Source organism: Pseudonocardia sp. HH130629-09 (assembly GCF_001294645.1).
GTDB lineage: Bacteria > Actinomycetota > Actinomycetes > Mycobacteriales > Pseudonocardiaceae > Pseudonocardia.
This window is the reverse complement of sequence record NZ_CP011868.1, coordinates 4,522,540-4,547,641: the sequence shown is the minus strand read 5'-3', so window position 1 is coordinate 4,547,641 and position 25,102 is coordinate 4,522,540. Positions and strand designations below refer to the sequence as shown.

Below are 25,102 nucleotides of genomic sequence, written 5' to 3'. Positions count from 1 at the left end.
CGTGGACCTGTTCTACGCGGTCAAGGCGAATCCGGACCCACGGCTCGTCGCATTCCTGGTCGGTCTCGGCGCACGATTCGACGTCGCCAGTCGGCCGGAGCTGGAACTGTGAGCCTTTGCCAACTTGATCTGTGCTGGTCAGCGGCTCTGCGGCGTGGCGTGTCCGTGAATTGGTGAAGCTCCTGGTAGACGGGCGATTGACTAGATCAACACGCCTGACCAGGAGCTTCACGTGCAGTCCTACCCGTCCGCGATGAACGTGTCCAGCCGCGTCATCCAACAGCTCGCCGACGCCCTGCGCGGCCACCGCAACCAGCTCGGCACCCGCTGGCGCAAGCTCTCCGCCGGCCGCCAGGCCCTGCTCGTGGTGGCGCATCTGCGCAAGAACGAGACCTACGCCGACCTCGCGGGCGGGTTCTGCGTCGGTACCTCGACCGCGTTCCGCTACATCCGCGAGGCGATCGCGCTGCTCGCCGACCTGGCCCCGAGCCTCGAGCAGGCGATCGAGGTCGCCCGCGGGAAGGCGTTCGTGATCCTCGACGGGAGCCTGCTGCGTATCGACCGGGTCGGGATGGGATCGGACTACAACGCCGGCTTCTACTCCGGCAAGCACAAGTGCCACGGCGTGAACGTGCAGGTCATCGCCGACCCGGCCGGCCGGCTGGTGTGGATCTCACCGGCGCTGCCCGGTGCCCGTCACGACATCGCCGCGGCCCGCCAGCACGGGATCATCGACGCCCTCGCCGACGCCGGCGTTCAGGCGATCGCCGACACCGCCTACCAAGGCGCCGGCAAACACGTCGTCGTCCCGCAGCGCAGGCGACGCCTGGACCGCGACACCGGCCGCTACCGGCCCCTGTCTGCAGCACAGAAGGAAGTCAACACCACTCACGCCCGCCAACGCGGGCCCGGTGAACGGGTCAACGCCGAGCTCAAGAACTGGCGGATCCTGCGGAAGATCTGCTCCAGCCCCAGCCACGCCACCGACCTCGTCGCCGCTGTTCAGACGCTCATGATCACCAACGTCTGATCAGGTTGGCAAACGCTCTGTGCCTGGCGGCCGGTGCCCGGCCCGCGGACATCTCCTACGGCAGCACCGTCAAGAAGGAACGCGACATCGCGTTCGCGCACCGCAGCGGCGTGCGCCGGTTCGCGGTCGACTCGGCCGCCGAGCTGGCGAAGATCGCCCGGTGCGCGCCGGGTGCCGAGGTGTTCGTCCGGGCCGCCTGCAGCGGCGCGGGCTCCTGCTTCCCGCTGGACCGCAAGTTCGGGTGCTCGCCCGCTGCGGCCGCGTCGCTGCTGCTCGACGCCGACGGGGCCGGGCTGCGCGCGGCGGGTGTGTCGTTCCACGTCGGCTCCCAGCAGCTCGACCCGGGGGCGTGGCGCGCCGGGATCGCCGACGCCGCGGAGGTGTTCCGCAGGGTCCGCGCCCGTGGTCTGCGGCCGTACCTGCTCAACCTCGGTGGCGGCTTCCCCTCGCACTACGACGCGCACGTCCTCCCCCTGGCGGACTACGGCGACGCGATCCGGGACGCGGTCGCCGCGGAGTTCGGCGACGACCGGCCGGAGCTGATGATCGAACCGGGCCGGGGCCTCGTCGCCGGCGCGGGGACGCTCTACAGCGAGGTCGTGCTCGTGTCCGACCGGGACGGCGACGCCGGTCCACGCTGGGTCTACCTCGACATCGGCCGCTTCGGCGGGCTCGCCGAGACCGAGGGCGAGCTGGTCCGCTACCCGATCCGCACCGCCCACGACGACGGTCCCCGCTCGCCGGTCGTCCTGGCCGGACCGACCTGCGACAGCGCCGACGTGCTCTACCGCAGGCATCCCTACCTGCTCCCCGACGACCTGTGCGCCGGTGACGTGGTCCGGCTGCTGCACACCGGCGCCTACACCACCAGCTACTCCTCGGTCGGCTTCAACGGGTTCGCCCCGCTGCGCTGCGTCTGCACCGGGGACCCCGCCACGGGCGGGTCCGGAATGTCGGTGCGTGCGGCTAACGTCGCCGTGTGAGCTTCCTGCGCCATCCCCACCTGTCGGGTGACACGCTCGTCCTGGTCGCGGAGGACGATCGTGGACGGCTCCGGTCGCGGGCGGGCGGGCCCACCGCCTGACCGCGGACGGGGTGCCCGTCACCGCGCCGCGCTTCTCACCCGACGGCGGGTCGATCGCCTTCGCCTCCCGGCGCGACGGTGCGCCGGAGGTGTACCGGGTCGATGCCGAGGGCGGCACGCCCACCCGGCTCACCTGGTGGGGCGAGGCGACGACCCGCGCAGCGGGCTGGCCCCCCGACGGGGCGGTGGTCGCGTTGTCGGCGCACGGGGACGCGACCTCCCGGCTGTGGGCGTACGCGGTCCCGGCGACCGGCGGCACACCGGAGCTGCTGCCGCACGGCACGCTCTCCGCGCTCGCCCACCAGCCCGGCGGCCCCGCCGTGCTCACCCAGGTCGAGGGCGGGCGGGACGCGGCCCACTGGAAGCGCTACCGCGGCGGGCGCGCGGGCCGGCTCTGGCTCGACGCCACCGGGACGGGGGAGTTCACCCGGGTCCTCGCCGGTCTGGCCGGACAGCTGGAGTGCCCCATGATCGTCGACGACGGGTCGGGCCCGCCGCTGGCGTTCGTCTCCGACCACGAGGGCTGGGGGAACGTCTACTCCGTCCCGCTCGCCGACCCCGGCACCGACCTGCGCCGGCACACCGACCACGGCTCCGGGGGCGGCACCGACTTCTACGTCCGACACGCGAGCACCGACGGGCGCCGGGTGGTCTACGCGTCGGCAGGGGAGATCTTCCTGCTCGACGACCTGTCCGCCGCCTCGCAGCCGCGCCGGATCGACGTCCGGCCCGGCGGGCCGCGGCGCGCCCGCGAGCCCTTCCGCGCGTCGCTGCCCGCCGACCTGGGCCCGGTCCGGCCGGACCGCACCGGCCGGGCGAGCATCGTGTCGGTGCTCGGCACCGTGCACCGGCTCACCCACCGCGACGGCCCCGCCCGCGCACTGCTCGCCGAGCCCGGCGTGCGCGCCCGGCCCCGCCGGAGACCTCCGCGCCCGCCGCACGCAGCCCGCTGTCCGGGCCCGGCGTCGACGTGCGGGCCGGGGACGTGCTGCTGGAGGTGTACGGGTGCCCGCTCGACCCGCACTGGGGGCCCGCGCCGCTGCTCGTCGCGACGGCCGGGAGCACGGTGGAGCTCACCGTGCGCTCCGGACCCGACCGGCCCGACGCGGGCACCGTCCGCCGCGTGGCGGTGCGCCCGCTGCACTCCGAGGACGAGCTGCGCTACCAGGACCGGGTGGCCCGGCTGCGCGCCGAGGTCGCCGAGCGGTCCGCGGGGCGGCTGGGCTACCTGCACGTGCCGGACATGATGGGTTACGGCTGGGCCCAGCTGCACCGCGACCTCGCCCGCGAGACCGCGAAGGACGGCCTGCTGCTCGACGTGCGCGGCAACCGCGTCGGACACACCTCGCAGCTGGTGGTGGAGAAGCTCGCGCGCCGCGTCATCGGGTGGGACCTGCCCCGCCACGGCGCACCCGCGACCTATCCCGAGCAGGCGCCGCGCGGCCCGGTGGTGACCCTGGCCGACGAGCGCTCCGGCTCCGACGGCGACGTCGTCACCGCCGCGATCAAGCGGCTCGGGGTCGGCCCGGTCGTCGGGACCCGCACCTGGGGCGGGGTGATCGGCATCGACAGCCGCTACCGGCTCGTCGACGGCACCCTGGTCACCCAGCCCCGCTACGCCACCTGGTTCGACGACGTCGGCTGGACGATGGAGAACCATGGGGTGGACCCCGACGTGGAGGTGGTCGTGACCCCGCAGGACCGGGCGGCCGGACGGGACCCGCAGCTGGACCGGGCGATCGAGATCGCCATGGCCCGGCTCGACGAGCACCCGCCCGCGCGGCCGCCGGACCTCGCCGGGCGGCCGTCGGTGGCCCGGCCCGCGCTGCCGGGTCGGCCGGGTGGGGGAGATCGGCACCACATCGCGTGAGAGGCTGACCGCCGTGCGCACTCGCAGGATCACCGCCGCCCTGCTGATCGTCGGGGCCGTCGCTGTCACCGGGGCCGGCTGCGGTGCCGGGCCGAGCCGGGTCGACTCCGCCGCGATCGTCGGCGAGAGGTCGATCCCGCTCGCCACCGTGCAGCCCGCGATCACCTCCGTGCTCACCCGGCCCGGGCTGGTCGACGGTCTGAAGGCCCAGGGCGGGTCCCAGGCCGACATCGGGCGGGCCGTGGTGTCCCAGCTGGTGATCCGCGACCTGATCGGCCTGACCGCCCCGGAGCAGGGTGTCACCGTGACCGACCAGCAGGTCACCGCGGCGATCGCCCGGCAGGGTGGCGAGCAGGCGGTGCAGGAGTCGTCGCTGGCGGTCGGCGGTGTGCAGGCCGCGACCCGGGACGAGCTGACCCTGACCGAGCTGGCCCGGCGTGAGCTGCCGCGGCTGTCGGTGACCGCGGACGTCGCGGTCGCCCAGGACCGGGCCCAGGCCACGACGCTGGCCCGCGAGGTCGCCGCCGGCGGGCAGCGGGCCGAGGCGGCGCTGGCCGGTGCCGGCACCACCCAGCGCGGGCTCGCGATCCGCCCGGCCGAGACCCCGCAGGCCGCGCTCACCCCGCTGATCGGCATCCCGGCCGGCTGGGTCGCGGCGTTCCCGCTGGGCAGCGGCCAGGGCTGGGTCGTGGTCCGGGTCACCGAGCGCGACCTCGGCGCCCCTGCCCCGGGCAATGCGGTCGGCCAGCTGGACCAGCGGTCGCTGTCCGAGGCCGGGATCCGGATGCTCACCCCCACCGCGCTGCGCACCGGGGTGCAGCTCAACCCCCGCTACGGCGTGTGGGACCCGATCCAGATGCTCGCCGTGCCGACCGCCGAGGACGCCTCCGTGGTGTTCCCGGTCGCCGCCGGCAACCCGACCCCGCCCGCCCCCTGATGGCCGCGACGATCGTCGTCTGTCCCCGTCGCGGGGCCGCACTCCCGGCCGCGGCGCTGCCGGCGCTGCGCTCCGCGACCGAGGTGCTCGCCGTGCCCGGTCTCGACGCCGGTGCCGCCGCCGGGGCCGTCGACTGGACCGGCACCGACCCCGCCGAACTCGCCGACGGCACGGTGCTGCTCGTACCGGCGGGCCACCCCTCCGCCGCGCACCCCGGCGCGGTGCCGCCGCCGACCGGACACGCGGTGCTGGACGCCGTCGCGGTGATGGACCGGCTCCGCTCACCCGGCGGCTGCCCCTGGGACGCCGAGCAGACCCACACGTCGCTGCTGCGCTACCTCGTCGAGGAGTGCTACGAGCTGTACCAGTCCATCGAGGACGGTGACCGCACCGAGCTGCGCGAGGAGCTCGGCGACGTCCTGCTGCAGGTGCTGTTCCACGCCCGCGTCGCCACCGAGCACCCCGACGCCCCGTTCGGGATCGACGAGGTCGCGACCGGGCTGGTCGACAAGCTCGTCGGTCGCCACCCGCACGTGTTCGCCGCGGGGGAGCAGGTCGCCACGGCCGCCGACCAGGACCGCCGCTGGGACGAGCTCAAGCGCGCCGAGAAGCAGCGCGAGTCCAGTGTCGACGGCGTCGCGACGGTCCAGCCGGCCGTCGCGTTCGCCGCGAAGCTGACCTCCCGCACGGCGAAGGCGGGGCTGCCCGTGGACCTGCTGCCCGCCGGCGACGACGCCGGTGCGGCACTGTTCCGGCTGGCCGCGGCAGCGCAGCTCGGCGGCGGCGACCCGGAGGCCGCGCTGCGCACGGCCGCCCGCGAGTTCGAGGCACGGGTGCGGTCGGCGGAGAAGGCCGCGGCCGCGGACGGGCTCGATCCGCACGCGCTGACCGCGCAGGACTGGCGTCGCTACTGGTCAGGCCCCTGACCCCGTCCCCGATCGGGTGATACCCGTCGGTAACGTATGAGCGTGCGCACTCAGTCGCTCCTCGCGGCCATCGGCGGCATCGTGGCCCTGATCGTGGGCGTCTCGCTGGCGACCGGCCCGGACTTCGGGCCGTCGCTGCCCCGGACCCCGGTCGACCGGCAGTCCGCCCCGCCCGCGTCCGCGCCGCTGCCCGCGGGCACCGACGTCGTCGCATGGGCCAGGGCCACCGCGGCCGAGGCGGACATTCCCGAACGGACCCTGCAGGCCTACTCGAACGCCGAGCTGCTCCAGCGCGAGCGCACCCCGGCCTGCCGGTTGAGCTGGGCGACGCTGGCCGGGGTCGGCCGGATCGAGTCCGGGCACGCCACCTTCCGCGGCGCCGAGCCCGGCCCGGACGGCCGCGTCGACCCGCCGATCATCGGCATCCCGCTCGACGGCACCGGTGGCACCCGCCGGGTCGCCGACACCGACGGCGGCCGCCTCGACGGCGACCCGGTGCTGGACCGCGCGGTCGGGCCGATGCAGTTCCTGCCCGGGACCTGGGCGCGCTACGGCGCGGACGGCAACGGGGACGGCGTCGCCGACCCCCAGCAGGTCGACGACGCCGCGCTCGCCGCGGCCGGCTACCTGTGCGCGAACGGGCGCGACGTCGCCGAGGCGGGGGACTGGTGGCGCGGGGTGCTCGCCTACAACGCCTCCCGCGAGTACGCCGGCGACGTGTGGTCCGCCGCCGCGGACTACGCACAGCGCACCGCTGCCCCCGCACCGCCCGCCCCCTGACGGGGCCGGCCCCGGCGTCGCAGGGTCAGGCGAGCAGCGCGCGGCCCCAGTGGTCGTCGCCCTCGGCGAGGCCGGGCGGGACCGCGAACAGCGCCGAGCCGTTGTGCTCCAGGTACTCGCTGAGCGCGTCGGAGCGGGCCAGCCTGCGCTGCATCGGCACGTACTGGCGCTGCGGGTCGCGCACGAACGCGATGAAGAACAGGCCGGCGTCGAGGTGCCCGTGCCCGTCGGAGCCGTCGACGAAGTTGTAGCCGCGCCGCAGGATCCGCGCCCCGCCGTTCTCCTGCTCGGAGGCGAGCCGGATGTGCGCGTCGTCCGGGATGACCGGCCCGGAGGTGTCGGTCGCGGCGAGGTCGGCGGTGTCGAACTCGGCCGTCCCGGTCAGCGGCGCGCCCTCGCCCTTGTCCCGTCCGATGGTGCGCTGCTGGTCGTCGAGGTTGGAGCGGTCCCACACCTCGATGTGCATCCGGATCCGGCGCGCCACCAGGTAGGAGCCGCCGCGCAGCCACTCCGGGCCCTCGTCGCCGACCCACACGTGACGGTCCAGCAGGTCCGGTTCCTCGGCCTTGAGGTTGTTGGTGCCGTCCTTGAAGCCGAACAGGTTGCGCGGCGTGGCCTGCCCGGTGGACGTCGACGACGTCCGTCCGAACCCCAGCTGCGACCAGCGCACCTCGGTGACGCCGAAGCCCTCGCGGACCAGGTTGCGCACCGCGTGCACGGCGACCTGCGGGTCGTCGGCGCAGGCCTGGATGCACAGGTCCCCGCCGGAGCGGGCCGGGTCGAGCTGGTCGCGCTCGAACCGCGGCAGCGCGGCGAGCCCGGTCGGGCGCCGGTCGGTGATGCCGAGCTTGTCGAAGAACCCGGAGCCGACGCCGAAGGTCAGCGTCAGCGACGACGGCGGCAGCCCGAGCGCCTCGCCGGTGTCGGCCGGGGCGGTGTAGCGGTTGCCGGGCAGCGCGCCGCCCTCGGCGGTCTCCCCTCCGGCCGTCATCCGCTCGGCCGACGACGTCCACCGGGCCAGCAGGTCGCGCACCGCGGCCCGGTCGGTGGTGGTGAGGTCCAGGGCCACGAAGTGCAGCCGGTCCTGGGCGGGGGTCACGATCCCGGCCTGGTGGGCGCCGCGGAAGGCGACGGTCCCGTCGCCCGCCGCGGAGCCGTTCCCGGACAGGCCGTACCCGGCGGCGACGCCCGCCCCGGCCAGGGCCACACCGGCGCCGGTCAGGCCGAACAGTCCCCGCCGGGAGACGTGCAGCGGGCTCATGCGGTGACGGTGCCCGCGACCTTGCTGACCGGCTCGGCCAGCGCGTCGACGGCCGCGGCCATCTTCTTCGTGTCCTCGGGCGTCAGCTGGGTGTAGAGCTTGTAGCCGTCGCCGACGCGGTAGCCCTGCAGCAGCGTGTCGACGGCCTCGAAGCGCTGGTCGAGCAGCGGGCCCAGCGCCGGGTCCTTCTGGTCGATCACCGGGCGCAGCGCGGCGACGGCGGCCTGCGAACCCTCCACGTTGGCCTGGAAGTCCCACAGGTCGGTGTGGGAGTAGCGGTCCTCCTCGCCGGTGATCTTGCCGGTGGCGACCTCGTCGAGCAGGCTCTTGGCGCCGTTGGCGAGCTCGGCCGAGGTGAGCTTCAGGCCGGGGATGCGGCCCTGCAGGTCCTTGGTGTCGGTGACCAGGGTCGCGGCGATCTGCGGGGAGTCGGCCTTCAGGCCGTCGATCCAGAGGTCCTTCTCGAGCCGGTGGAACCCGGTCCAGGCGACGCCGGGGTCGCGCTCGTCGTCCTCACGGCCGTCGAGCTTCGGGTCGAGGTCGCCGAAGGACTCGGCGATCGGCTCGATCCGCTCGTAGTAGGTGCGGGCGACCGGGAACAGGGTCTTGGCCTTCGCGACGTCGCGGGCCGACACGGCGGCGGCGAACTCGGAGGTCTTGGTGACCAGCGCGTCGGACTGGGAGGACACGTAGCGCAGGTAGCCGGCGGTGGCGGCGGCGAGCTCGGCGTTGGTGTCGGTGGCGCGCTGCGCGGACCCGGTGACGGTGAACGGGGCGCGGATGCCGTCACCGGACATGCCGGGCTTGCAGGCGGTGGTGTAGGTGCCGCCGTCGGGGACCTCGACGATCAGGTCGCGGGACAGGCCGGGGCCGATGTTCTCGACCTCGCCCATGATCCGGTCGCCGGTGGCGTAGAGGTAGAACTCGGTGACCTTGCTGCCGGCGTTGGTGATCCGGAAGGTGACGTTGCCGGCCGGGGCCTGCGTGGTCGACACCTCGCAGGCGGTGTCGGTGGCGTTCACGGTGATCGGGCCGCCGTCGCCGGGTCCCTGCGCCGCCGGGGCGGTCGAGGTGCAGCCGGCCAGCAGGGCGGCGGCGACGGTGAGCGACGTCAGGCCGGCGGCCGTGCGAGTGACGGGGGACATCGTGCGTGCTCCTAGAGGGACGGACACCGTGGACGGTGCAGGGTTCAGGCGCCGGTGGCGGCGGGGGTGCGCCGGCGGGCCGGGCGCAGGAACAGCGCCAGGACCACCACGACGTAGAGCGACCAGACGACGGCCTGCAGCACGGTCGTCTGCGGGGAGAAGTTGAAGATCCCCTTGAGGAGCGTGCCGTACCAGGAGTCGGCGGGGACCACGTCGCTGACGTCGAAGGCCAGGGTGTTCAGGCCGGGCAGGAGCCCGGCCTCCTGCAGGTCGTGGACGCCGTAGGCGAGGATCCCGGCGGCGACGAAGATCAGCAGGAAGCCGGTGACGGTGAAGAACCGCCCCAGGTCGATCTTCAGTGCGCCGCGGTAGATCCCGTACGCCAGCGCGACGGCGACCGCGATGCCGATCAGGAACCCGACCAGCGGTCCGGCGGTCTCGCCCGCGGCCTGCGCGGCGGCGAAGAAGAAGATCGCGGTCTCCAGGCCCTCGCGGCCCACGGCGAGCGCCGCCATCACGACGACGGCCCACGGCCCCATCGACACGGCCCGGTCCAGGGCGCCTTCGAGCTCGCGGGACAGGGTCCGGCCGTGCGAGCGCATCCAGAAGATCATCCAGGTGACGAAGCCGACCGCGATGATCGAGAGGGAACCGCCGAGCGCCTCCTGCGCCTGGAACGTCAGCGCCTGCTGGGTCAGGGTCAGCCCGAGCGTGACACCGACGCTGACGGCGACGGCGAGCGCGACGCCGGCCCACACCCTGGGCAGCTCGGACCGACGCCCGGTGCGGACCAGGAAGGCCACCAGGATCGCCACGACGAGCGCGGCCTCGAGTCCTTCGCGCAGCCCGATGAGCGCGTTTCCCAGCATGCGACCTCCTGCGGCACGGACACCACGAGCAGTCGCCAGGTGAGGGTGAGCTGCCGGGCGGGAAGGCTAACCTCACCCGATCGAGGAGGGAAGTGTCGCGAGGCATTCGCCCCGGAAGATCCGTTTTCGCAGTTCAGGGACGGTCGGGCGCGAGTGCGATGCGGGCCCGCACCTCACCCAGTGCCTCCTGGTACTCCGGGCGCGGGTCCATCGCCGAGGCGATCTTCAGCTGGGTCTCGGCCTCGCCGAGCCTGCCCTGCCGTTGCAGGGTCTTACCGAGCGCGAAGCGCGCGTAGTGGTCGGCCGGATCCATCTCGACGACCCGCACGAACGCGGCCTCGGCCTTCCGCAGCTGCGCCGAGTCCAGGTAGGCGCGGCCGGCGAGCAGGTGCACCGAGGCGTCGCCGGGTTCGTCCGGACCGTGTGCGTCGAGGACGGGACGGAGCGCGTCGAGGGCCTCGAGCGGGCGGTGCCGGGAGAGCAGGCGGTCGGCACGGCGGAACGCGGCGACCGGGTCCTGGTGGTTCGCACGGGGACTGCTCATGGTCACCCCCACGTTAGGTGCGATCCGGGCGGGATGCGAGGCCTTGACAGACCACCGGTGCGGAGCAGGGTGACGTAAGCGTCCCCCGCCGGGGGCCGACCGGTGACTACGCTGACGCACCGGACGACACCCGCGATCAGAACAGGAGTCACGGTGGCGGTCATCGAGCAGGTCGGGGCACGCGAGATCCTCGATTCCCGGGGCAATCCCACGGTGGAGGTCGAGGTCGCGCTGGACGACGGCACGCTGGCGCGTGCCGCGGTCCCGTCGGGCGCCTCGACCGGTGAGCACGAGGCCGTCGAGCTCCGGGACGGCGACAAGAACCGCTACGGCGGCAAGGGCGTCGAGAAGGCCGTCGCGGCCGTCCTCGACGAGATCGGACCGGAGCTCGTCGGCGTCGAGGCGGTGGACCAGCGGCTGGTCGACCAGCGCCTCGTCGACCTCGACGGCACCCCGGACAAGTCGAAGTTCGGCGCGAACGCCCTGCTGGGCGTGTCGCTGGCCGTCGCGAAGGCCGGGGCGGAGTCCTCGGGCCTGGAGCTGTTCCGCTACGTCGGCGGCTCCAACGCGCACGTACTGCCGGTGCCGATGATGAACATCCTCAACGGTGGTGCGCACGCCGACACCTCCGTCGACGTGCAGGAGTTCATGGTCGCGCCGATCGGTGCGGAGACCTTCCGCGAGGCGCTTCGCTGGGGTGCGGAGGTCTACCACGCGCTCAAGTCGGAGCTGAAGGACAAGGGCCTGTCGACCGGCCTCGGCGACGAGGGCGGCTTCGCCCCCGACGTCAAGGGCGGCACCCGCGGCGCGCTCGACCTGATCGCCGCCGCCGTGCAGCGCGCCGGCTACACGCTGGGCACCGACGTCGTGCTGGCGCTCGACGTCGCCGCGACCGAGTTCCACGAGGGCGGCAAGTACTCCTTCGAGGGCAAGAAGATCACCGCGGACAAGCTGTCCGAGGTGTGGGCCGAGCTGGTGGCCGCCTACCCGCTGGTCTCGATCGAGGACCCGCTGGACGAGAACGACTGGGACGGCTGGGTCGCGCTCACCGAGTCCATCGGGGACAAGGTGCAGCTGGTCGGCGACGACCTGTTCGTCACCAACCCGGAGCGGCTCGAGGACGGCATCGCCCGCGGCGCCGCGAACGCGCTGCTGGTGAAGGTCAACCAGATCGGCACGCTGTCCGAGACCCTCGATGCGGTCACGATGGCACACAACGCGGGCTACCGCTGCATGATGAGCCACCGTTCCGGGGAGACCGAGGACGTCACCATCGCGGACCTCGCCGTCGCGACCGGCTGCGGCCAGATCAAGACCGGCGCCCCGGCCCGGTCCGAGCGGGTGGCGAAGTACAACCAGCTGCTGCGCATCGAGGAGCTGCTCGGTGACGCCGCCCGCTACAACGGCGAGCTGGCGTTCCCGCGCTACCAGGTGCCCGGCCAGGGCTGACGCTCCGGTCGTTCCCCCGTCGGTGACGGCGGTGCCGCCCGGATCGTCTGCGGACGGTTCGGCGCGGCACCGTCACCGGTGCCCGATCGGGCGGCATGCTGGACGGGCCGCCACGCAGCGGCATCGAGCAGCACTGACGGGTGAGGGAACCCGGTACGGACGGGAGGGTGCATGGCGGACCGTCGGGGACGTGGACGGGACGCTCGCGCCCGCACGACCGGCACGGGGCGTGGCCGGGCCGCGGCGAAGCCGCGGAGCACGACCGGGCGCTCGGCGCGGGCACCCGCGTCGACGGGCGGTTCCGGTGCGCGGTCGCGTCCGGCCGGACCCCAGGGCGCCCGGCCCCGCCTCACCCGTGCCCGGTCCCGCGCCGGCGAGGTCGTCGCCCGCACGACCGGCCTGCTGGGCCTGTCGTCGACGAAGCGGGCCGCCATCCTGGCGATCGTGGTCTGTGCACTCGCGCTGACCGTCGCGGTGCCGCTGCACAACTTCGTCGCCCAGCGCCAGGAGCTGTCCGACGTCTCGGACCGGCAGCAGGCGCTGGAGGCCGACGTCGCGCGGCTGTCCGCCGACCGTGCCCGGCTCTCGGACCCGGCCGAGGTCGAGGCCCAGGCCCGGGCCCGGCTCGGGATGGTCGAGCCGGGGGAGACGCCCTACGTGCCGCAGTTCCCGGCCCCGCCGGCGCCGGTCGTCGAGGACGGTCAGGCCGAGCCCGGCGTGCCCTGGTTCCACACCCTGTGGAACGACGTCGTGGGCGACCCGCGACGATGAGGGCGTGAGCAGCACTCGTTCTCGTCCGCCCGGTCTGGAGCCGGGCCCGGTCGCCCAGGCCGACCTCGACGCCGTCGCCGACCAGCTCGGTCGCGCCCCGCGCGGGGTCCTCGCGGTCGCCTACCGCTGCCCCTCCGGGCACCCCGCGGTCGTGCAGACCGCGCCGCGGCTTCCCGACGGCACCCCGTTCCCGACGCTGTACTACCTGACGTGTGCCCGGCTCGCGTCGCGGATCGGGACGCTCGAGGCCGAGGGCCGGATGAAGGAGATGGAGGAACGGCTCGCCGTCGACGACGAGCTGGCCGCCGCCTACCGCCGCGCCCACGAGACCTACCTCGCCGAGCGCGACGCGATCGAACCGCTGTCCACGCACCCCGACGTCACCGCCGGGGGCATGCCGGACCGGGTGAAGTGCCTGCACGTGCACGTCGCGCACGCCCTGGCGGCCGGGTCCGGGGTGAACCCGTTCGGCGACGAGGCGCTCGAGGAGATCGGGGAGTGGTGGCGGTCCGGGCCGCCCTGCCTCTAGACCGGCTGTTCACGGTCCGGGCCTGGTGAGCGGAGGGCGTCGACCGCGAGCCGGGCGAAGCGGGCCGCGTCGCGTGCGCGGGTCGCCTCCGGTGCGAGGGCCAGGCAACGCCCGGCCCGGAGGATCAGGACCAGGTCGTCGCGGCCGAAGTCGGCCCGCAGCGCACCGGCCGCGCGCGCCCGTGACACGAGACCGTCGAGCATGCCGAGCGGCTCCCGCCGGTGGCCGACGAGCAGGTCCCGGGCGGGCTCCGCGCTCGTCAACGCGTCGACGAAGCCCCGGTTCCGCACGGTCAGCGCGAGTAGCCGGTGCACGACCGTCCGGAAGCCGCGCCACGGGTCGTCGTCGGCGACTCCGTCGACGACGATCTGCCGGCACTCGTGCATCTCCTCGGCGAACGCCTCGCGGACCGAGTCGTGGCGGGTGGGGAAGCGGCGGTACAGGGTCGCGGGGCCGACCCCGTCCCGCCGGGCGATCGCGCGCATCCCGACGTCCAGCCCGTTCTCGGCGGACAGGGCGCGGGCGGCGACGAGGATCCGGTCGCGGTTGTCCTGCGCGTCGGCTCGCAGACGAGGCAGCTCGCGGTCCATCCGTCTCACTTCCGCCGAAGTGGACGGGTGCGTCCACTACCGTCGCCACACCGTCCCCCGTGACCGGCGGGACGCGGTCCGCGCCGACCAGTTCGAGGACGCCGTGCGGGGTGGACTCAGCACCGTCGTCGACGGGGTGCTGCCCCTGCGGTCGGCGGCGCAGGCACACCGTCGGATGGACGCGGGCAGCGTGTTCGGGCTGCTCGTGCTCGTGCCCGGCGACGGTGCCGCCCGGACCTGACCGGCCGGTGTGTCAGCCGACGGGCGTCGCCCGGTCCAGCAGCACCCCGACGCTGTCCTTGCCCGGCCGGGTCCCCGCGGTGCGCAGCGGCCCGTCGGCGTCGAGCCGGGTCGTGAGGAAGACGTCCGCGACGGCCGTCGGGGAGTGGCGGACCAGCAGTGACCCCTGCAGCGCCAGCGCGGCCAGCTCCGCGAGACGGCGGGCCCGCCGTTCCTCCGGCGCGGCCAGCTCGGCGCGCAGCGCGGTGACCGTCGCGTCCAGCCGCGGGTCGGATCCCGCGGCCAGGTCGATCTCGGCGAGCAGCGCCTCGACGGCGTGCGGCTCGCGGGCGATGGCACGCAGGGCGTCGAGCGCGGTGACGTTGCCCGAGCCCTCCCAGATCGAGTTCAGCGGTGCCTCGCGGTAGAGCCGGGGCAGGTCGGACTCCTCGACGTAGCCGTTGCCGCCCAGGCACTCCAGCGCCTCGGCGACGACGGTCGAGGCCCGCTTGCACACCAGGTACTTCGACACGGGCAGGGCCAGGCGCAGCAGCGCCGTCTCACCCCGGTCGACGGCACCGGCCAGGCGCAGCGCCAGGACCGTCGCGGCCTCGGTCTCGGCGGCGAGTTCGGCGAGGACCTCGCGCATCAGGGGCTGGTCGGCCAGCCGGGCGCCGAAGGCCGACCGGTGCGCGACGTGGTGCGCGGCCTCGGTGACCGCGGCCCGCGCGGTCGCCGCGGAGCCGAGCACGCAGTCGAGCCGGGTCATCGAGACCATCTCGATGATCGTGCGGACGCCCCGGCCCTCGTCGCCGACCCGCCACCCGACGGCGCCGGCGTACTCGATCTCCGACGAGGCGTTGGACCGGTTGCCCAGCTTGTCCTTGAGCCGCTGGAGCCGGATCGCGTTGCGGGTGCCGTCGGGCAGGACCCGGGGTAGGACCAGGCAGGTCAGCCCGCCGGGGGCCTGGGCGAGGGTGAGGAACAGGTCGTTCATCGGGGCGCTGGTGAACCACTTGTGCCCGGTCAGGCGGTAGCTGCCGTCGGGCTGTGGGGTGGCGACCGTGGTGCCCGCGCGGACGTCGGAGCCGCCCTGCTTCTCGGTCATCGACATCCCCGCGAGCAGCCCGTCCTTGTCCGTGGGGACGGCGAGCCCGGGTGCGTAGGTCCGGGCGGTCAGGCCGGGCTCGTAGGCGGCGGCGAGCTCCGGGGCGTGGCGCAGTGCCGGCACCGACGCGTAGGTCATCGAGATCGGGCACAGGTGGCCCTGCTCCACCTGCGAGGTCAGGTAGAAGCCCGCGGCCCGGGTGACGTGCGCGCCGGTGCCGGGTGCCGCGGCCCACGGGGCGGCGGCGAGACCGTGCTCGACGCTCGTGCGCATCAACGTGTGCCAGGACGGGTGGAAGGCGACCTCGTCGACGCGGTGCCCGGTGCGGTCGTGCGTGCGCAGCTCCGGCTCGTGGGCGTTCGCGGCGCGGGCGTGCTCGCGGTGCTCCGCGGTCCCGACGGCCGCGGCCACCGCCTCCAGCGCCGCCGCGTCCCCGCCTTCGCGCGCGAGCGCCTCGGCGACGGCCGGGTCCGCGGAGAGCAGGTCGCCGTCCGAACGCGGCGGGACCTGGTTGAGGACCTCGTGGGTGCCGAGGCCCGACACCGGGGCGGGGGTGTGCGTCGTCGCCATTACCGGAGGGTAACCCGGACCGGCGGCTCCACCGGGCGATCGCGACTACGGTGAGGTCCGACGGTCGCCGAGAACAGGGAGTGCCGATGTCGCGGGTCGCCGCCATCGACTGCGGAACCAATTCGATCCGGCTGCTGGTCGCCGACGTCGGTGAGGCGTTCGACGGCCAGAAGGAGCTGCGCGACCTGCACCGCGAGATGCGGATCGTGCGGCTCGGCAAGGGCGTCGACGCGACCGGCCGGCTCGACCCGGAGGCGCTGGAGCGGACCCGGGTGGCACTCGTCGACTACGCGGTCGCCGCCCGCCGCAAGGGCGCCGAGCGGATCCGGATGGTCGCGACGTCGGCGACCCGGGACGCGTCGAACCGCGAGGACTTCTTCGCGATGGTCCGCGACACCCTCGGCGTCGAGGCGGAGATCATCTCCGGCGACGAGGAGGCGCGCCTGTCGTTCGTCGGCGCCGTCGGTGACCTCGACCCCGACGACGGCCCGTTCGTCGTCACCGACGTCGGCGGCGGGTCCACCGAGGTCGTCGTGGGCGAGCTGCGGGACGGGGTCGCGGTGGTGACCGCGGCGAAGTCGGTCGACATGGGGTCGGTGCGGCTGACCGAGCGCTGCCTGCCCTCCGACCCGCCGTCGGAGGCCGAGATCGACTCCGCGCGTACGGTCGCCGGTGAGGTGCTGGCCGAGGCGTTCGCGTCGGTGCCGCTCGAGACCGCGAGGACCTGGGTCGGGGTGGCCGGGACGATCACCTCGCTCTCCGGGATCGCCCAGGAGCTGCCCGCCTACGACCGCGAGCAGGTGCACGGCTCGACGCTGACCCGCGAGGACCTGCACCGGGTCGCGGACCTGCTGATCCGGTCGTCGCGGTCGGAGCGGGAGAAGCACGGTTCGCTGCACCCGGGCCGCGTCGACGTCATCGGTGCCGGGTCGCTGGTCGTGCAGGCCCTCGCCGACGAGCTGCACGCGCGCGCCGGGATCGACCGGGTCGTCGTGTCCGAGCACGACATCCTCGACGGGATCGCGCGATCGATCGCATGAACCTGGCGGTCCTGGACCAGCGGATCTCCGAGTGCCGGGCCTGCCCGCGGCTGGTCGAGTGGCGCGAGCAGGTGGCCCGGGAGAAGCGGGCCGCGTTCCGCGACGAGACCTACTGGGGTCGGCCGGTACCCGGCCTCGGCCCGCCCGACGCGCGGATGCTGATCGTCGGGCTGGCTCCGGCCGCGCACGGAGCGAACCGGACCGGGCGCATGTTCACCGGCGACCGCAGCGGCGACGTGCTCTACGCCGCGCTGCACACCGTCGGGCTGGCCTCGCAGCCGACCGCCTCGCACATCGGCGACGGCCTGGAGCTGTACGGGGTCCGGATCACTGCGCCCGTGCACTGCGCGCCCCCGGCGAACAAGCCGACCCCGGCCGAACGCGACACCTGCCGCGGCTGGCTGGAGCAGGAGCTCGACCTGCTGGCCCCGACGGTCCGCTCGATCATGGTGCTCGGGGGCTTCGGCTGGCAGGCGCTGCTGCCGGTGCTGGCCGGGGCGGGGTGGACGGTTCCGCGGCCGGCGCCGAGGTTCGGGCACGGGGCCTCCGTGACGCTTGCACCCGGCCGACCCGACCGGGAGCCGCTGGAGCTGTTCGGCTGCTACCACGTGAGCCAGCAGAACACCTTCACCGGACGGCTCACCCCGGCCATGGTGGAGCAGGTACCGGCCGACACCGCATCGGCCGGCGGATTGACGCCGACCCGACGATAAGTCTCGTCGTCGCTGGTCGGGGTGAGGTCGGGGGTAGCTCTGCTCTGCTCACCGCTACGCAGCACCCTCCCGTCCCCGCCGCGCCGCTGCCGTCGTCGAGATGCAGCTCAGCGGGGTTCCGGCGCGGGGTGCCACCCGCTGAGCTGCATCTCGGCGGGTGTCCCGGCAGTGGGACTCAGTCGGTGGTGAAGCGGTGCAGGCGCATCGCGTCCTGCATGGCGGGGACGTGCCCCGCCGCCGACAGCAGCGGACGGAGCCACACCCGCGGCTCGCGCAGGGACACCTCGTCGTAGATCGAGATGTCGTCGCGTTCGATCAGCGACGGGTGCCGGTGCGCGAACTCGGCCGGGTTCCAGGCCGAGCGGAACTCGGTGCCGACCGCGCGGAACATCGGCGTCCAGCGCGAGGCGCGCACCGTCCACGGGGCGACGGCGTCGAACGCCACCGTCGTCGACGGGGTACCCGACACGATGCGGTCGACGGTCGCGTGCACGGCGTCGGGTGGGACGTACATGAACAGGCCCTCGGCGACGACGAGCGTCGGCAGGGTGGTGTCGACGGCGGACCACCAGTCGTCGTCGGTGACGGAGCCGGAGACCTGCTCGATGCCCCCCGGCAGGTCGTAGAGCCGGCGGCGGACGTCCATGACCTCGGGCTGGTCGACGTCGACCCACCGGCACGTCGACGGCACGCCGACCCGCAGCGGCCTGCTGTCGAGTCCGCACCCCAGGTGCAGGACCTGGCCGGCGGGCTCCTCGGCGAGGAACTCGCGGGTCCAGCCGTCCAGGGTCACGGCGCGGCACGCGATGGTCGAGACGTCGCCGGTGAACTGCCAGAGGCCGTGGACGTCGTGTTCGATGCGGTCCCAGACCGGTTCCGCCCACGGGTCGCCGAGGATGGGGCGGCGGGAGCGTGCGTCCAGGCGTCGCATGTAGAGGGTCACGAGCAGGGTCGCCGCGGCGCCCCGGAGATCGACCTTCTCGGTGCTCGGCATGAGTCCTTCCCGACCTGGCTACGCTGTCGCGGCGCCCCCGTAGCCCAACGGCAGAGGCAGGCCCCTTAAAAGGGTCCCAGTGTCGGTTCGAGTCCGACCGGGGGCACCTCGCTTCCACATCGAGACTACCCCTCTGACCAGCCGTTACACTCGCGCCGGCCACGATGATGTTGTCCGGCGGGCACTGGTGCTGACCGGGGTTCACCGGGTGCCTGCGCTGAATAGGCGCTGAAAACTCAGGCACCGGAGTCGTCCCCGAGCGCCGCTGCGATCTGCTCCCGTGCTGCGTCCTCCTGGCCGACGATGCACTTCGCGTAGATCTGGTGCAGGACCCCGACGCTGTGTCCGGCCCACTCGGCGACCTGGGTCGACGGGACACCGGCGTTGAGCCACGTCGACACCGCGGCGTGCCGGAGGTCGTAGGGACGTCGGACGAGTGGCGAGGCGAACTCGTCAGCGGTCAGAGCGGCCGCGCGAGCCTTCCGCCAGACACGGCAGTAGGTGCCCTCCGGGAGATCGCCGCCACGGACACCTCGGAACAGCCGTCCGTCGGGTGTCGTGCCGTGCTCGGCGAGATGCGCCCGGAGTAGAGCGGTGAGCGGCGGGGGAGAGGGGACCGAGCGGGTCTCGCCCCGGGCCCGATGCTTCAGCTCCCGCTCCTCGCGGCGGCGTCCGTTGTCGGTCCAGGAAGCGCCGGCCTCGGGGGTGGAGCCGGTCAGCAGCAGCTCGCCCCAGCCCTGGTCAGGCAGCCGGAGATCAGGTGCGCGCAGCGTGACGGCCTCCCCCGGCCGTAGAGCGGCGTAGTAGAGCAGCCCGAAGAAGGCGACCAGGCCCGGGCCGCTCGGCTTCTGAGTGCCGACAGCGGCGAGCAGGGCGCGGGCCTGCGCGGCGTTGACGACGACCCGCTTGTCCACCGACCTGACCGTGCGCGGGATCTTCCAGGCGATCGCCGTGACCGGGTTGCGGGTCAGGAGCCGACGCTCCACCGCGTACTCGCCGAGGTTCACCACGACGCCGCGTTGCCGAGCGATCGAGGCAGGAGCGGCGCGGCCGCCGTCTCCACGGACCGCGAGGGCGTCCAGGACGGCGCGGACGACGACGGGCTCGGCCAGCTCGCCGACCTCGCGGGTGTTCCGTTCGAGCCAGGACAGCGCCCGTGCGATCTGTTCCGGAGGTGTGCCGTGGGTACTGGCCCGGACGTTGAACGCCCAGGCAGTCAGCGCCTTGCGCAGCGTCGCGTCGTCCGGCCGGCCCCGCTCGCTCGTGATCAGTGCGAGGGTCGCGTTGGTGAGCGCCCGGGCGGTGTTGCGTCGTGAGTTCGGGGCCAGGTGCGGCCACTTCATCGACACGTACTCGTGGGCGAACGGCAGCCAGCCGACCCGACGTTCGGCACGCTCCATCGATATGGGGCGACCGGTTTCCACGACGAACGCCTCACCGCGCCGCGATGCCGACACCAGGTCCGACCGGAACGCGTCCGCCAACGCAGCGGTCTTGTGCGGCTGTCGCCAGGACCTCCCCGCGACCGACCATCGGACGGTGTGGGTCGATCGTCGTTGTCCGCTGTAGACCTCGGTCTTCCAGATCCGCACGTCGTAGGAGGTCTCCATCAAGCCGCCTCCTCGTGCGCGTCGAGCCAGCGCTCCAACTCCGCACGACGGACCCGCAGGTCACCGTTGGGGAGCTTGATGCACCGCGGCGCCCGGTTCTTCGCCCGCCACTCGTAGAACGTCGACCGCGAGATCCCGAGTTCGGCGCACACCTGCATGACCGTCAGCCGCTCCGTCGTCTTCGTCATGCTGCGGTTCCCCCGAGATCGTGGAGGGTTCTTATGCCGCGTCTCGGGTGAGGGCGGCGTTCTCGTAGTTGATCGGTGAGAGCCCGGCGGCGGCACTGTGTCGCCGCCGGTGGTTGTAGAAGCCGTAACACCAGTCGATGACCGCCGCCCGCGCCCTACTGATGGTGTCGAAGTCGTTGCGGGACAGCACTTCCCACTCCAGGCTGGAGAAGAACGCCTCCGCCGCGGCATTGTCGAAACACGACCCGACCCGGCCCATCGACTGACGGATGTCGAGCCGCCGACACAGAGCGGTGAACGCGCCCGCGGTGTAGGTCGACCCGCGGTCGGTGTGGAAGATCACCCCGGCGATTCGGTCCGCCCCGCCGCGGGCCGCCACCGCCATCCGGATCGCCGCACACGCCAGCTCGGGGTTCGGGTGCAGCCCCGTGGCCGCGCCGAGCAGCCGCCGCGAGTACAGGTCGATCACCGTGGCCAGATACAACTTCCCGGCCGCGGTGGGGATCTCGGTCATGTCCCCGACCCATCTGCGGTTCGGCTCGGCCGCAGTGAAACCCCGACGAAGCAGGTCCGGGAACTTCGGCGCCGTGCGGTCCTGGCGGGTCAGCCCGTTGTGCCGCTTGATCCGGCGGGCGACCAGGCCCTGGCGGCGCATCGAGTCCGCCACGGTCTTCTCCGACACCCGCCATCCGGCCTCACACAGGTCGGCGTGCAGACGGGGTGAGCCGTGTAGCCGCTGGGCGTCGTCGAACGCCACGGCCACGGCGGCGTCCAACGCGCAGCGGCGCTTCTCGGTCGCGGTGGCACCACCGTCGGAACGCGCGGCGCGGTCGAGCCACTTGTACAGCCAGGAGATCGACACCCCCAACAGGGCGCAGGCCAGCGTGTGCGGCACCCGGTGGAAGGTCCTCTGGTCGGCGATGAAACGGGCCACGCTCACTTCGTCGCCTCCTTGACCCACAGGACCACGGATCGCTTGAGGACATCACGCTCCATCCGCAGCTCGGCGTTCTCCGCGCGCAGCCGCTTGAGCTCCTCGACGCCGCCGCGAGACAGGCCCTCGGTGTCCTCGCGGGCCTCTCGTGCACGGGCCACCCAGTTGCCCAGCGTGCCCTCGTTGACCCCCAGGTCACGGGCGACCTGGGCGATCGGCTTGCCCGTCTCCTCCACGACCCGGACCGCTCCGTCACGGAACTCCCGGTCGTAGCGCTTCCGTACCTCTGGCATCGCTACCCCTTATAGCTGATGCCTCCCCGATCAGGGCCTGTCTCGTGATCGGTGTTTCGGCGTCGTTGCTCAGTAGGTCTCGGCTCCCGGCCAGCGGTCACCGAACGTGATGGCGAACGCGTTGATCACGGGCTTCCAACGCATCGTCCACCTCGTGCGGCCCGTCCCGGTCGGGTCCAGGCTGCGAGTCACAAGATACAAGCATTTCATCGCAGCCTGCTCAGTGGGGAAATGACCACGCGCCCGCACCGCGCGCCGGTAGCGGGCGTTAAGCGATTCGATCGCATTCGTAGAGCAGATCACCCTTCGAATCTCGACGTCGTAGTCCAAGAACGGCACGAACTCTTCCCACGCGTTGCGCCATAGCCGGATCATCGCCGCGTACTTACGGCCCCATTTCTCGTCGAGCTCATCCATAGCGATAAGTGCTGCATTCGGGTTGGGCGCGGCATAGATTGGTTTGATGTCGCGCTTCACCGCGTCCCAGTCCTGTCGACCCACCAGCCGGAAAGTGTTTCGGATCAGGTGCACGACGCAGGTTTGGACAATGGTTTGCGGCCACACGTTGGCCACGACCTCCGGGAGTCCTTTGAGGCCGTCGCAGACCAGGAACAGCACGTCACGCACGCCGCGGTTCTTCAGGTCGACCAGCACGCTCATCCAGAACTTCGCGCCCTCACTGCCGACGCCCATCCACAGCCCCAGCACGTCCTTGCAGCCGTCCACGGTGACGCCGATGGCTGCGTAGACCGGCCGGTTGGCGACCTGCCCGTCCCGGACCTTGACGTGGACAGCGTCGATGAACACCGCGGCGTACACCGAATCCAACGGCCGACCAACCCAGTCATTCATCTCGGCGACGACCTTGTCGGTGATCCGCGAGACCGTCTCCTTCGATACTGACGCCCCATAGATGTCAGCGAAATGTGCGGAAACCTCCCCGGTCGTCATCCCTTTCGCATACAGCGACAGTACGACCTCGTCGACATCTGTGAGGCGCCGCTGACGCTTCTTCACGATCTGCGGCTCGAAAGTGCTGGCCCTGTCTCTCGGAACGTCGATCTCCACGTCACCCGCGGCATCCGAGAGAACCGTCTTCGAGCGGGACCCGTTCCGCACGTTGGTGGATTCCCGGCCGGAGTCGGCCCGGTTCTTGTCGTGCCCGAGGTGCTCGGTCATCTCCTCGTTCAGCGCCGTTTCCAGAACATTCTTGGTAAAGAGCTTCAACAGGCCGTCCGGGCCGGTCAACGCCAGCCCGCGCGCCTTCGCCTCGGCCACCATCGCCGCCGCAGCGGCCCGCTCCGCCGACGCCTGCCGAGCAGGCTTCGGGTCACCCTCGCTTGGATCCACAAGGTCCGATGTCATCACTGTCCGTGCCCATCTCGCCGGACCTCAGCCCGGCGTGTCGGGCCGAAAACACCGATCTTGAAACAGTCCCCCCGATCATGGGGGAACCGCATGCCGCTGCTGTCAACGGCGGGTTGGGAGTGACCCCGTAGCGACGGATTGGAACTGACCCCCGGCGTGGTGTGGTGATGGTCAGTCGTTGCTGGCGCGGTTGTGTTTGGCCAGGAGCTCGCGTCGGGCGCGGGTGCGGTAGGAGTCCCCGGACAGGGTCAGGACTTCGGCGTGGTGGACGAGGCGGTCGATCATGGCTGCGGCGACGACGTCGTCGGAGAAGGTCTCGCCCCAGCGGCCGAAGGGCAGATTGCTGGTGACCATGACGCTGCCTTGTTCATAGCGGGAAGCGATGAGCTGGAAGAACAGGTTCGCTGCGTCCTGGTCGAACGGGATGTAGCCGACCTCGTCGATGATGATCAGTTTGTAGCGGCGGATCTTCTTCAGCTCGGCCTCGAGCCGGCCGCTCTGGTGCGCGGCGGCGAGTCTGGTGATCCAGTTGCTGGCGGTGTCGAACAGGACCGAGTAGCCGGCGTGGGCGGCTTTGACGCCGAGCCCGATCGCGAGGTGGGTCTTCCCGATCCCGGGCGGGCCGAGCAGGATCACGTTCTCGCACTTGGCGACGAACGTGCTCGTGGCCAGGTGGGCCAGGATGTCGCGGCGCAGCGAGGGCAGATGGTCGAGGTTGAAGTCCTCCAAGGTCTTGACCTGGGGGAAGTGCGCGGTGCGGATCCGCATGACCGTGCCCTTGGACTCGCGGTCGGCGACCTGGCGCTGCAGCAGCGCGCCCAGATACTCCTCGTGCGACCAGTTCTCCTCACGGGCCTGGGCGGCAAGCTGTTCCCAGCTGGCCGCGATGGTCGGGGTCTTCAGGACCCGGGTCAGGTAGGCGATCATCGCCGGCAGTCCGTCGGGGACCGCGGCCAGCACCGGACCGGCCGGCCCCGAGCTCCCAGCGGGGTCGGTGGTGATCTTCGGTGGTGTGGTTGTCATGAGCTGCTCGCTTCCTCGGCAGTGGAGACGAAGTCGACACCGAACAGGGCGTCGTAGTCGGGCAGTGCGCGCAGGGTCACCGGGTGGCCGTCGAGGTGACGGCGTGCTGCGGCCTGTCGGGTGTTGCGGTCGTGGGCCAGGGCGCGGCGCATCGCCGCGGCGGTGTGCTGGTGCGCCGGGTCGGTGATCACCGCGTGGCGGGCCCAGCTGCGGTCGTGACGGGCGACGACCTGGCCGGCGCAGTAGACGACGACCTCGCGCGGTGAGGCGGCGACATCGACGAACCGGCCGATCATCTGCGGATCCACGGAGTAGTCGTTGGCATCGACGCGGACGTAGTAGTCCCGTGCCAGCCGGATCCGCTGGGCCAGCCCGATCGGCGGGTCCAGCGGCGGCAGCGGAGTCATCGCCGCGTAGTCGTGGGCGAGCACGTCCACCGGGCGGCCGCCGATCGCTCGGACGGTGCGGGTGTTGGCCCGGGCCAGCCAGTCGTCGATCTGGTGGTTGAAGTCGGCTGGGGAGGCGAAGCGACGTCCGGGCAGGAACGAGGTCTCGAAGTAGCCGTTGTTGCGTTCGACCAGCCCCTTGAACTCCGGATCCCGCGGTGGGGCAAGCCGGATCCGGGTGGCCAGAGTGCCGGCGAACGCAGCGGCCGGTGCCGAGACCCGCCCGGTCCCGCCGATCGCAGACTCCCGGTCCCAGACCAGCGTGCGGGTCACCCGCCCGACGTCGCTGATCAGCTGCCACATCCCGGACAGGATGTCCCCGGCCTGGCGCGAGGGGATCATCGTCGCGGACAAGAACCGCGAGTAGCCCAGCGTCATCACCAGCACCGGTAGGACCCGTTCCTGGCCTGGGCCGACGGGGATCGTGGTCTCGGGGAACCACAGGTCGCACTGGGTGATCTCGCCCGGTGCGTAGGCGACCCGGTCGACCGGGTCGATCCCGACATACTCGGGGCGGATCTGGCGGATCCGGTCCTTGAGCACGGTCAGCGAGTGCTCCCACCCGATCCGCTCTGCGATCACCGTGGCCGGCATGCGTGGGAACTGCGCCAGCAATGCCCGCACCTGCGGCTCGACCGCATCCGCCAGCGATCCCCGCGGGCCCCGTTCCCGCTTCGGCGGGCCCGGCGCCCGCAACGCGGAGCGCACCGTGTTGCGGGCCACCCCCAGCCGGCGGGCGATCTCCTTGATCGGGACACCCTCGGCCCGATGCAGACGACGGATCTCGGCCCAGTCCTCCACCGACAACACC

General features: G+C 72.8%; 27 protein-coding genes, 1 tRNA gene and 1 pseudogene. 15 read left to right on the top strand and 14 right to left on the bottom strand.

Annotated elements, in window-relative coordinates; genetic code table 11:
- The first annotated feature begins 1 nt into the window (after position 1).
- The 8 genes and pseudogenes from XF36_RS30705 to XF36_RS21000 all read left to right on the top strand — a co-directional run bounded on the left by XF36_RS30705 (position 2) and on the right by XF36_RS21000 (position 6,627).
- A complete protein-coding gene (locus XF36_RS30705; RefSeq protein ID WP_082375552.1) occupies positions 2-112 on the top strand; it encodes a hypothetical protein in 111 nt (36 codons plus the stop codon).
- 120 nt (positions 113-232) lie between these two features.
- Positions 233-1,030 (top strand): transposase family protein, encoded by a 798-nt coding sequence (locus XF36_RS21025; protein WP_145981407.1) that lies wholly within the window; start codon positions 233-235, stop codon positions 1,028-1,030.
- A 5-nt stretch (positions 1,031-1,035) separates the two neighbouring features.
- Positions 1,036-2,013, top strand: a complete 978-nt coding sequence (locus XF36_RS21020; RefSeq protein ID WP_060713285.1) for a type III PLP-dependent enzyme — start codon at positions 1,036-1,038, stop codon at positions 2,011-2,013.
- A 27-nt stretch (positions 2,014-2,040) separates the two neighbouring features.
- Positions 2,041-3,150: pseudogene (locus XF36_RS35285) on the top strand (PDZ domain-containing protein); the annotation flags it as partial.
- An 87-nt stretch (positions 3,151-3,237) separates the two neighbouring features.
- Positions 3,238-3,984: a S41 family peptidase gene (locus XF36_RS34410; protein ID WP_238589356.1), complete on the top strand. Its 747-nt coding sequence runs from the start codon at positions 3,238-3,240 to the stop codon at positions 3,982-3,984.
- Positions 3,985-3,997: 13 nt separating this feature from the next.
- Positions 3,998-4,921, top strand: coding sequence for a SurA N-terminal domain-containing protein (locus XF36_RS21010; RefSeq protein WP_158071447.1), 924 nt, complete (start codon positions 3,998-4,000; stop codon positions 4,919-4,921).
- Positions 4,921-5,847 (top strand): MazG family protein, encoded by a 927-nt coding sequence (locus tag XF36_RS21005; protein WP_060713282.1) that lies wholly within the window; start codon positions 4,921-4,923, stop codon positions 5,845-5,847. Before XF36_RS21010 ends, XF36_RS21005 begins: the two co-directional genes overlap by 1 nt.
- Positions 5,848-5,883: 36 nt before the next feature.
- A complete protein-coding gene (locus XF36_RS21000; RefSeq protein WP_060713281.1) occupies positions 5,884-6,627 on the top strand; it encodes a lytic transglycosylase domain-containing protein in 744 nt (247 codons plus the stop codon).
- A gap of 25 nt (positions 6,628-6,652) precedes the next feature.
- On the opposite strand, the gene efeB is transcribed toward XF36_RS21000, so the two are convergent.
- From efeB to XF36_RS20980, 4 genes are all read right to left on the bottom strand, one after another.
- Positions 6,653-7,888 (bottom strand): iron uptake transporter deferrochelatase/peroxidase subunit, encoded by a 1,236-nt coding sequence (gene efeB / locus XF36_RS20995; RefSeq protein WP_060713280.1) that lies wholly within the window; start codon positions 7,886-7,888, stop codon positions 6,653-6,655.
- On the bottom strand, positions 7,885-9,033 hold the full coding sequence (gene efeO, locus XF36_RS20990; RefSeq protein WP_060713279.1) for an iron uptake system protein EfeO: 1,149 nt from the start codon (positions 9,031-9,033) through the stop codon (positions 7,885-7,887). Before efeO ends, efeB begins: the two co-directional genes overlap by 4 nt.
- Before the next feature lie 44 nt (positions 9,034-9,077).
- Entirely contained in the window at positions 9,078-9,902 is an 825-nt protein-coding gene (gene efeU / locus XF36_RS20985) for an iron uptake transporter permease EfeU (RefSeq protein WP_060713278.1), read from the bottom strand.
- A gap of 133 nt (positions 9,903-10,035) precedes the next feature.
- The gene (locus tag XF36_RS20980; protein ID WP_043279643.1) at positions 10,036-10,446 is read right to left on the bottom strand and encodes a tetratricopeptide repeat protein; all 411 of its coding nucleotides are present in this window, start codon (positions 10,444-10,446) and stop codon (positions 10,036-10,038) included.
- A gap of 153 nt (positions 10,447-10,599) precedes the next feature.
- Between XF36_RS20980 and eno the strand changes: the two genes are divergently transcribed.
- The 3 genes from eno to XF36_RS20965 all read left to right on the top strand — a co-directional run bounded on the left by eno (position 10,600) and on the right by XF36_RS20965 (position 13,195).
- Positions 10,600-11,895, top strand: a complete 1,296-nt coding sequence (gene eno, locus XF36_RS20975; protein WP_060713277.1) for a phosphopyruvate hydratase — start codon at positions 10,600-10,602, stop codon at positions 11,893-11,895.
- 171 nt (positions 11,896-12,066) lie between these two features.
- Positions 12,067-12,666: an FtsB family cell division protein gene (locus tag XF36_RS30695; RefSeq protein WP_060713276.1), complete on the top strand. Its 600-nt coding sequence runs from the start codon at positions 12,067-12,069 to the stop codon at positions 12,664-12,666.
- A 4-nt stretch (positions 12,667-12,670) separates the two neighbouring features.
- Positions 12,671-13,195, top strand: a complete 525-nt coding sequence (locus XF36_RS20965) for a DUF501 domain-containing protein (protein ID WP_060713275.1) — start codon at positions 12,671-12,673, stop codon at positions 13,193-13,195.
- Here the strand turns inward: XF36_RS20965 and XF36_RS20960 are convergent.
- Entirely contained in the window at positions 13,192-13,785 is a 594-nt protein-coding gene (locus XF36_RS20960; RefSeq protein ID WP_060713274.1) for a TetR/AcrR family transcriptional regulator, read from the bottom strand. The genes XF36_RS20965 and XF36_RS20960 overlap by 4 nt on opposite strands.
- A gap of 19 nt (positions 13,786-13,804) precedes the next feature.
- Between XF36_RS20960 and XF36_RS20955 the strand changes: the two genes are divergently transcribed.
- Positions 13,805-14,026, top strand: a complete 222-nt coding sequence (locus XF36_RS20955) for a hypothetical protein (protein ID WP_060713273.1) — start codon at positions 13,805-13,807, stop codon at positions 14,024-14,026.
- A 12-nt stretch (positions 14,027-14,038) separates the two neighbouring features.
- Here XF36_RS20955 and XF36_RS20950 read toward each other — a convergent pair whose 3' ends face one another.
- Positions 14,039-15,682: an acyl-CoA dehydrogenase family protein gene (locus tag XF36_RS20950; protein WP_060713272.1), complete on the bottom strand. Its 1,644-nt coding sequence runs from the start codon at positions 15,680-15,682 to the stop codon at positions 14,039-14,041.
- Positions 15,683-15,768: 86 nt separating this feature from the next.
- Between XF36_RS20950 and XF36_RS20945 the strand changes: the two genes are divergently transcribed.
- Together XF36_RS20945 and XF36_RS20940 are read left to right on the top strand one after the other, a co-directional pair.
- Entirely contained in the window at positions 15,769-16,722 is a 954-nt protein-coding gene (locus XF36_RS20945) for a Ppx/GppA phosphatase family protein (protein WP_060714874.1), read from the top strand.
- On the top strand, positions 16,719-17,435 hold the full coding sequence (locus tag XF36_RS20940) for a uracil-DNA glycosylase (RefSeq protein ID WP_060713271.1): 717 nt from the start codon (positions 16,719-16,721) through the stop codon (positions 17,433-17,435). The genes XF36_RS20945 and XF36_RS20940 overlap by 4 nt, the downstream gene beginning before the upstream one ends.
- Before the next feature lie 175 nt (positions 17,436-17,610).
- Here XF36_RS20940 and XF36_RS20935 read toward each other — a convergent pair whose 3' ends face one another.
- Positions 17,611-18,429, bottom strand: a complete 819-nt coding sequence (locus XF36_RS20935) for a class I SAM-dependent methyltransferase (RefSeq protein ID WP_060713270.1) — start codon at positions 18,427-18,429, stop codon at positions 17,611-17,613.
- A gap of 33 nt (positions 18,430-18,462) precedes the next feature.
- Between XF36_RS20935 and XF36_RS20930 the strand changes: the two genes are divergently transcribed.
- A tRNA-Leu gene (locus XF36_RS20930) sits at positions 18,463-18,535 on the top strand.
- A gap of 130 nt (positions 18,536-18,665) precedes the next feature.
- On the opposite strand, the gene XF36_RS20925 is transcribed toward XF36_RS20930, so the two are convergent.
- From XF36_RS20925 to istA, 7 genes are all read right to left on the bottom strand, one after another.
- A complete protein-coding gene (locus tag XF36_RS20925; RefSeq protein ID WP_145981440.1) occupies positions 18,666-20,039 on the bottom strand; it encodes a tyrosine-type recombinase/integrase in 1,374 nt (457 codons plus the stop codon).
- The gene (locus tag XF36_RS20920) at positions 20,039-20,227 is read right to left on the bottom strand and encodes a helix-turn-helix transcriptional regulator (RefSeq protein ID WP_060713268.1); all 189 of its coding nucleotides are present in this window, start codon (positions 20,225-20,227) and stop codon (positions 20,039-20,041) included. Before XF36_RS20920 ends, XF36_RS20925 begins: the two co-directional genes overlap by 1 nt.
- A 31-nt stretch (positions 20,228-20,258) precedes the next feature.
- The gene (locus XF36_RS20915) at positions 20,259-21,167 is read right to left on the bottom strand and encodes an IS3 family transposase (protein ID WP_060711044.1); all 909 of its coding nucleotides are present in this window, start codon (positions 21,165-21,167) and stop codon (positions 20,259-20,261) included.
- Complete coding sequence (locus XF36_RS20910; protein WP_060710840.1) at positions 21,164-21,454, bottom strand: transposase; 291 nt, start codon at positions 21,452-21,454, stop codon at positions 21,164-21,166. The genes XF36_RS20915 and XF36_RS20910 overlap by 4 nt, the downstream gene beginning before the upstream one ends.
- 69 nt (positions 21,455-21,523) lie before the next feature.
- Complete coding sequence (locus XF36_RS20905; RefSeq protein WP_422662586.1) at positions 21,524-22,735, bottom strand: IS256 family transposase; 1,212 nt, start codon at positions 22,733-22,735, stop codon at positions 21,524-21,526.
- Positions 22,736-22,993: 258 nt separating this feature from the next.
- Positions 22,994-23,845: an IS21-like element helper ATPase IstB gene (gene istB / locus XF36_RS20900; protein ID WP_060713594.1), complete on the bottom strand. Its 852-nt coding sequence runs from the start codon at positions 23,843-23,845 to the stop codon at positions 22,994-22,996.
- The gene (gene istA, locus XF36_RS20895; RefSeq protein WP_145981219.1) at positions 23,842-25,101 is read right to left on the bottom strand and encodes an IS21 family transposase; all 1,260 of its coding nucleotides are present in this window, start codon (positions 25,099-25,101) and stop codon (positions 23,842-23,844) included. Before istA ends, istB begins: the two co-directional genes overlap by 4 nt.
- Position 25,102 lies beyond the last annotated feature (1 nt).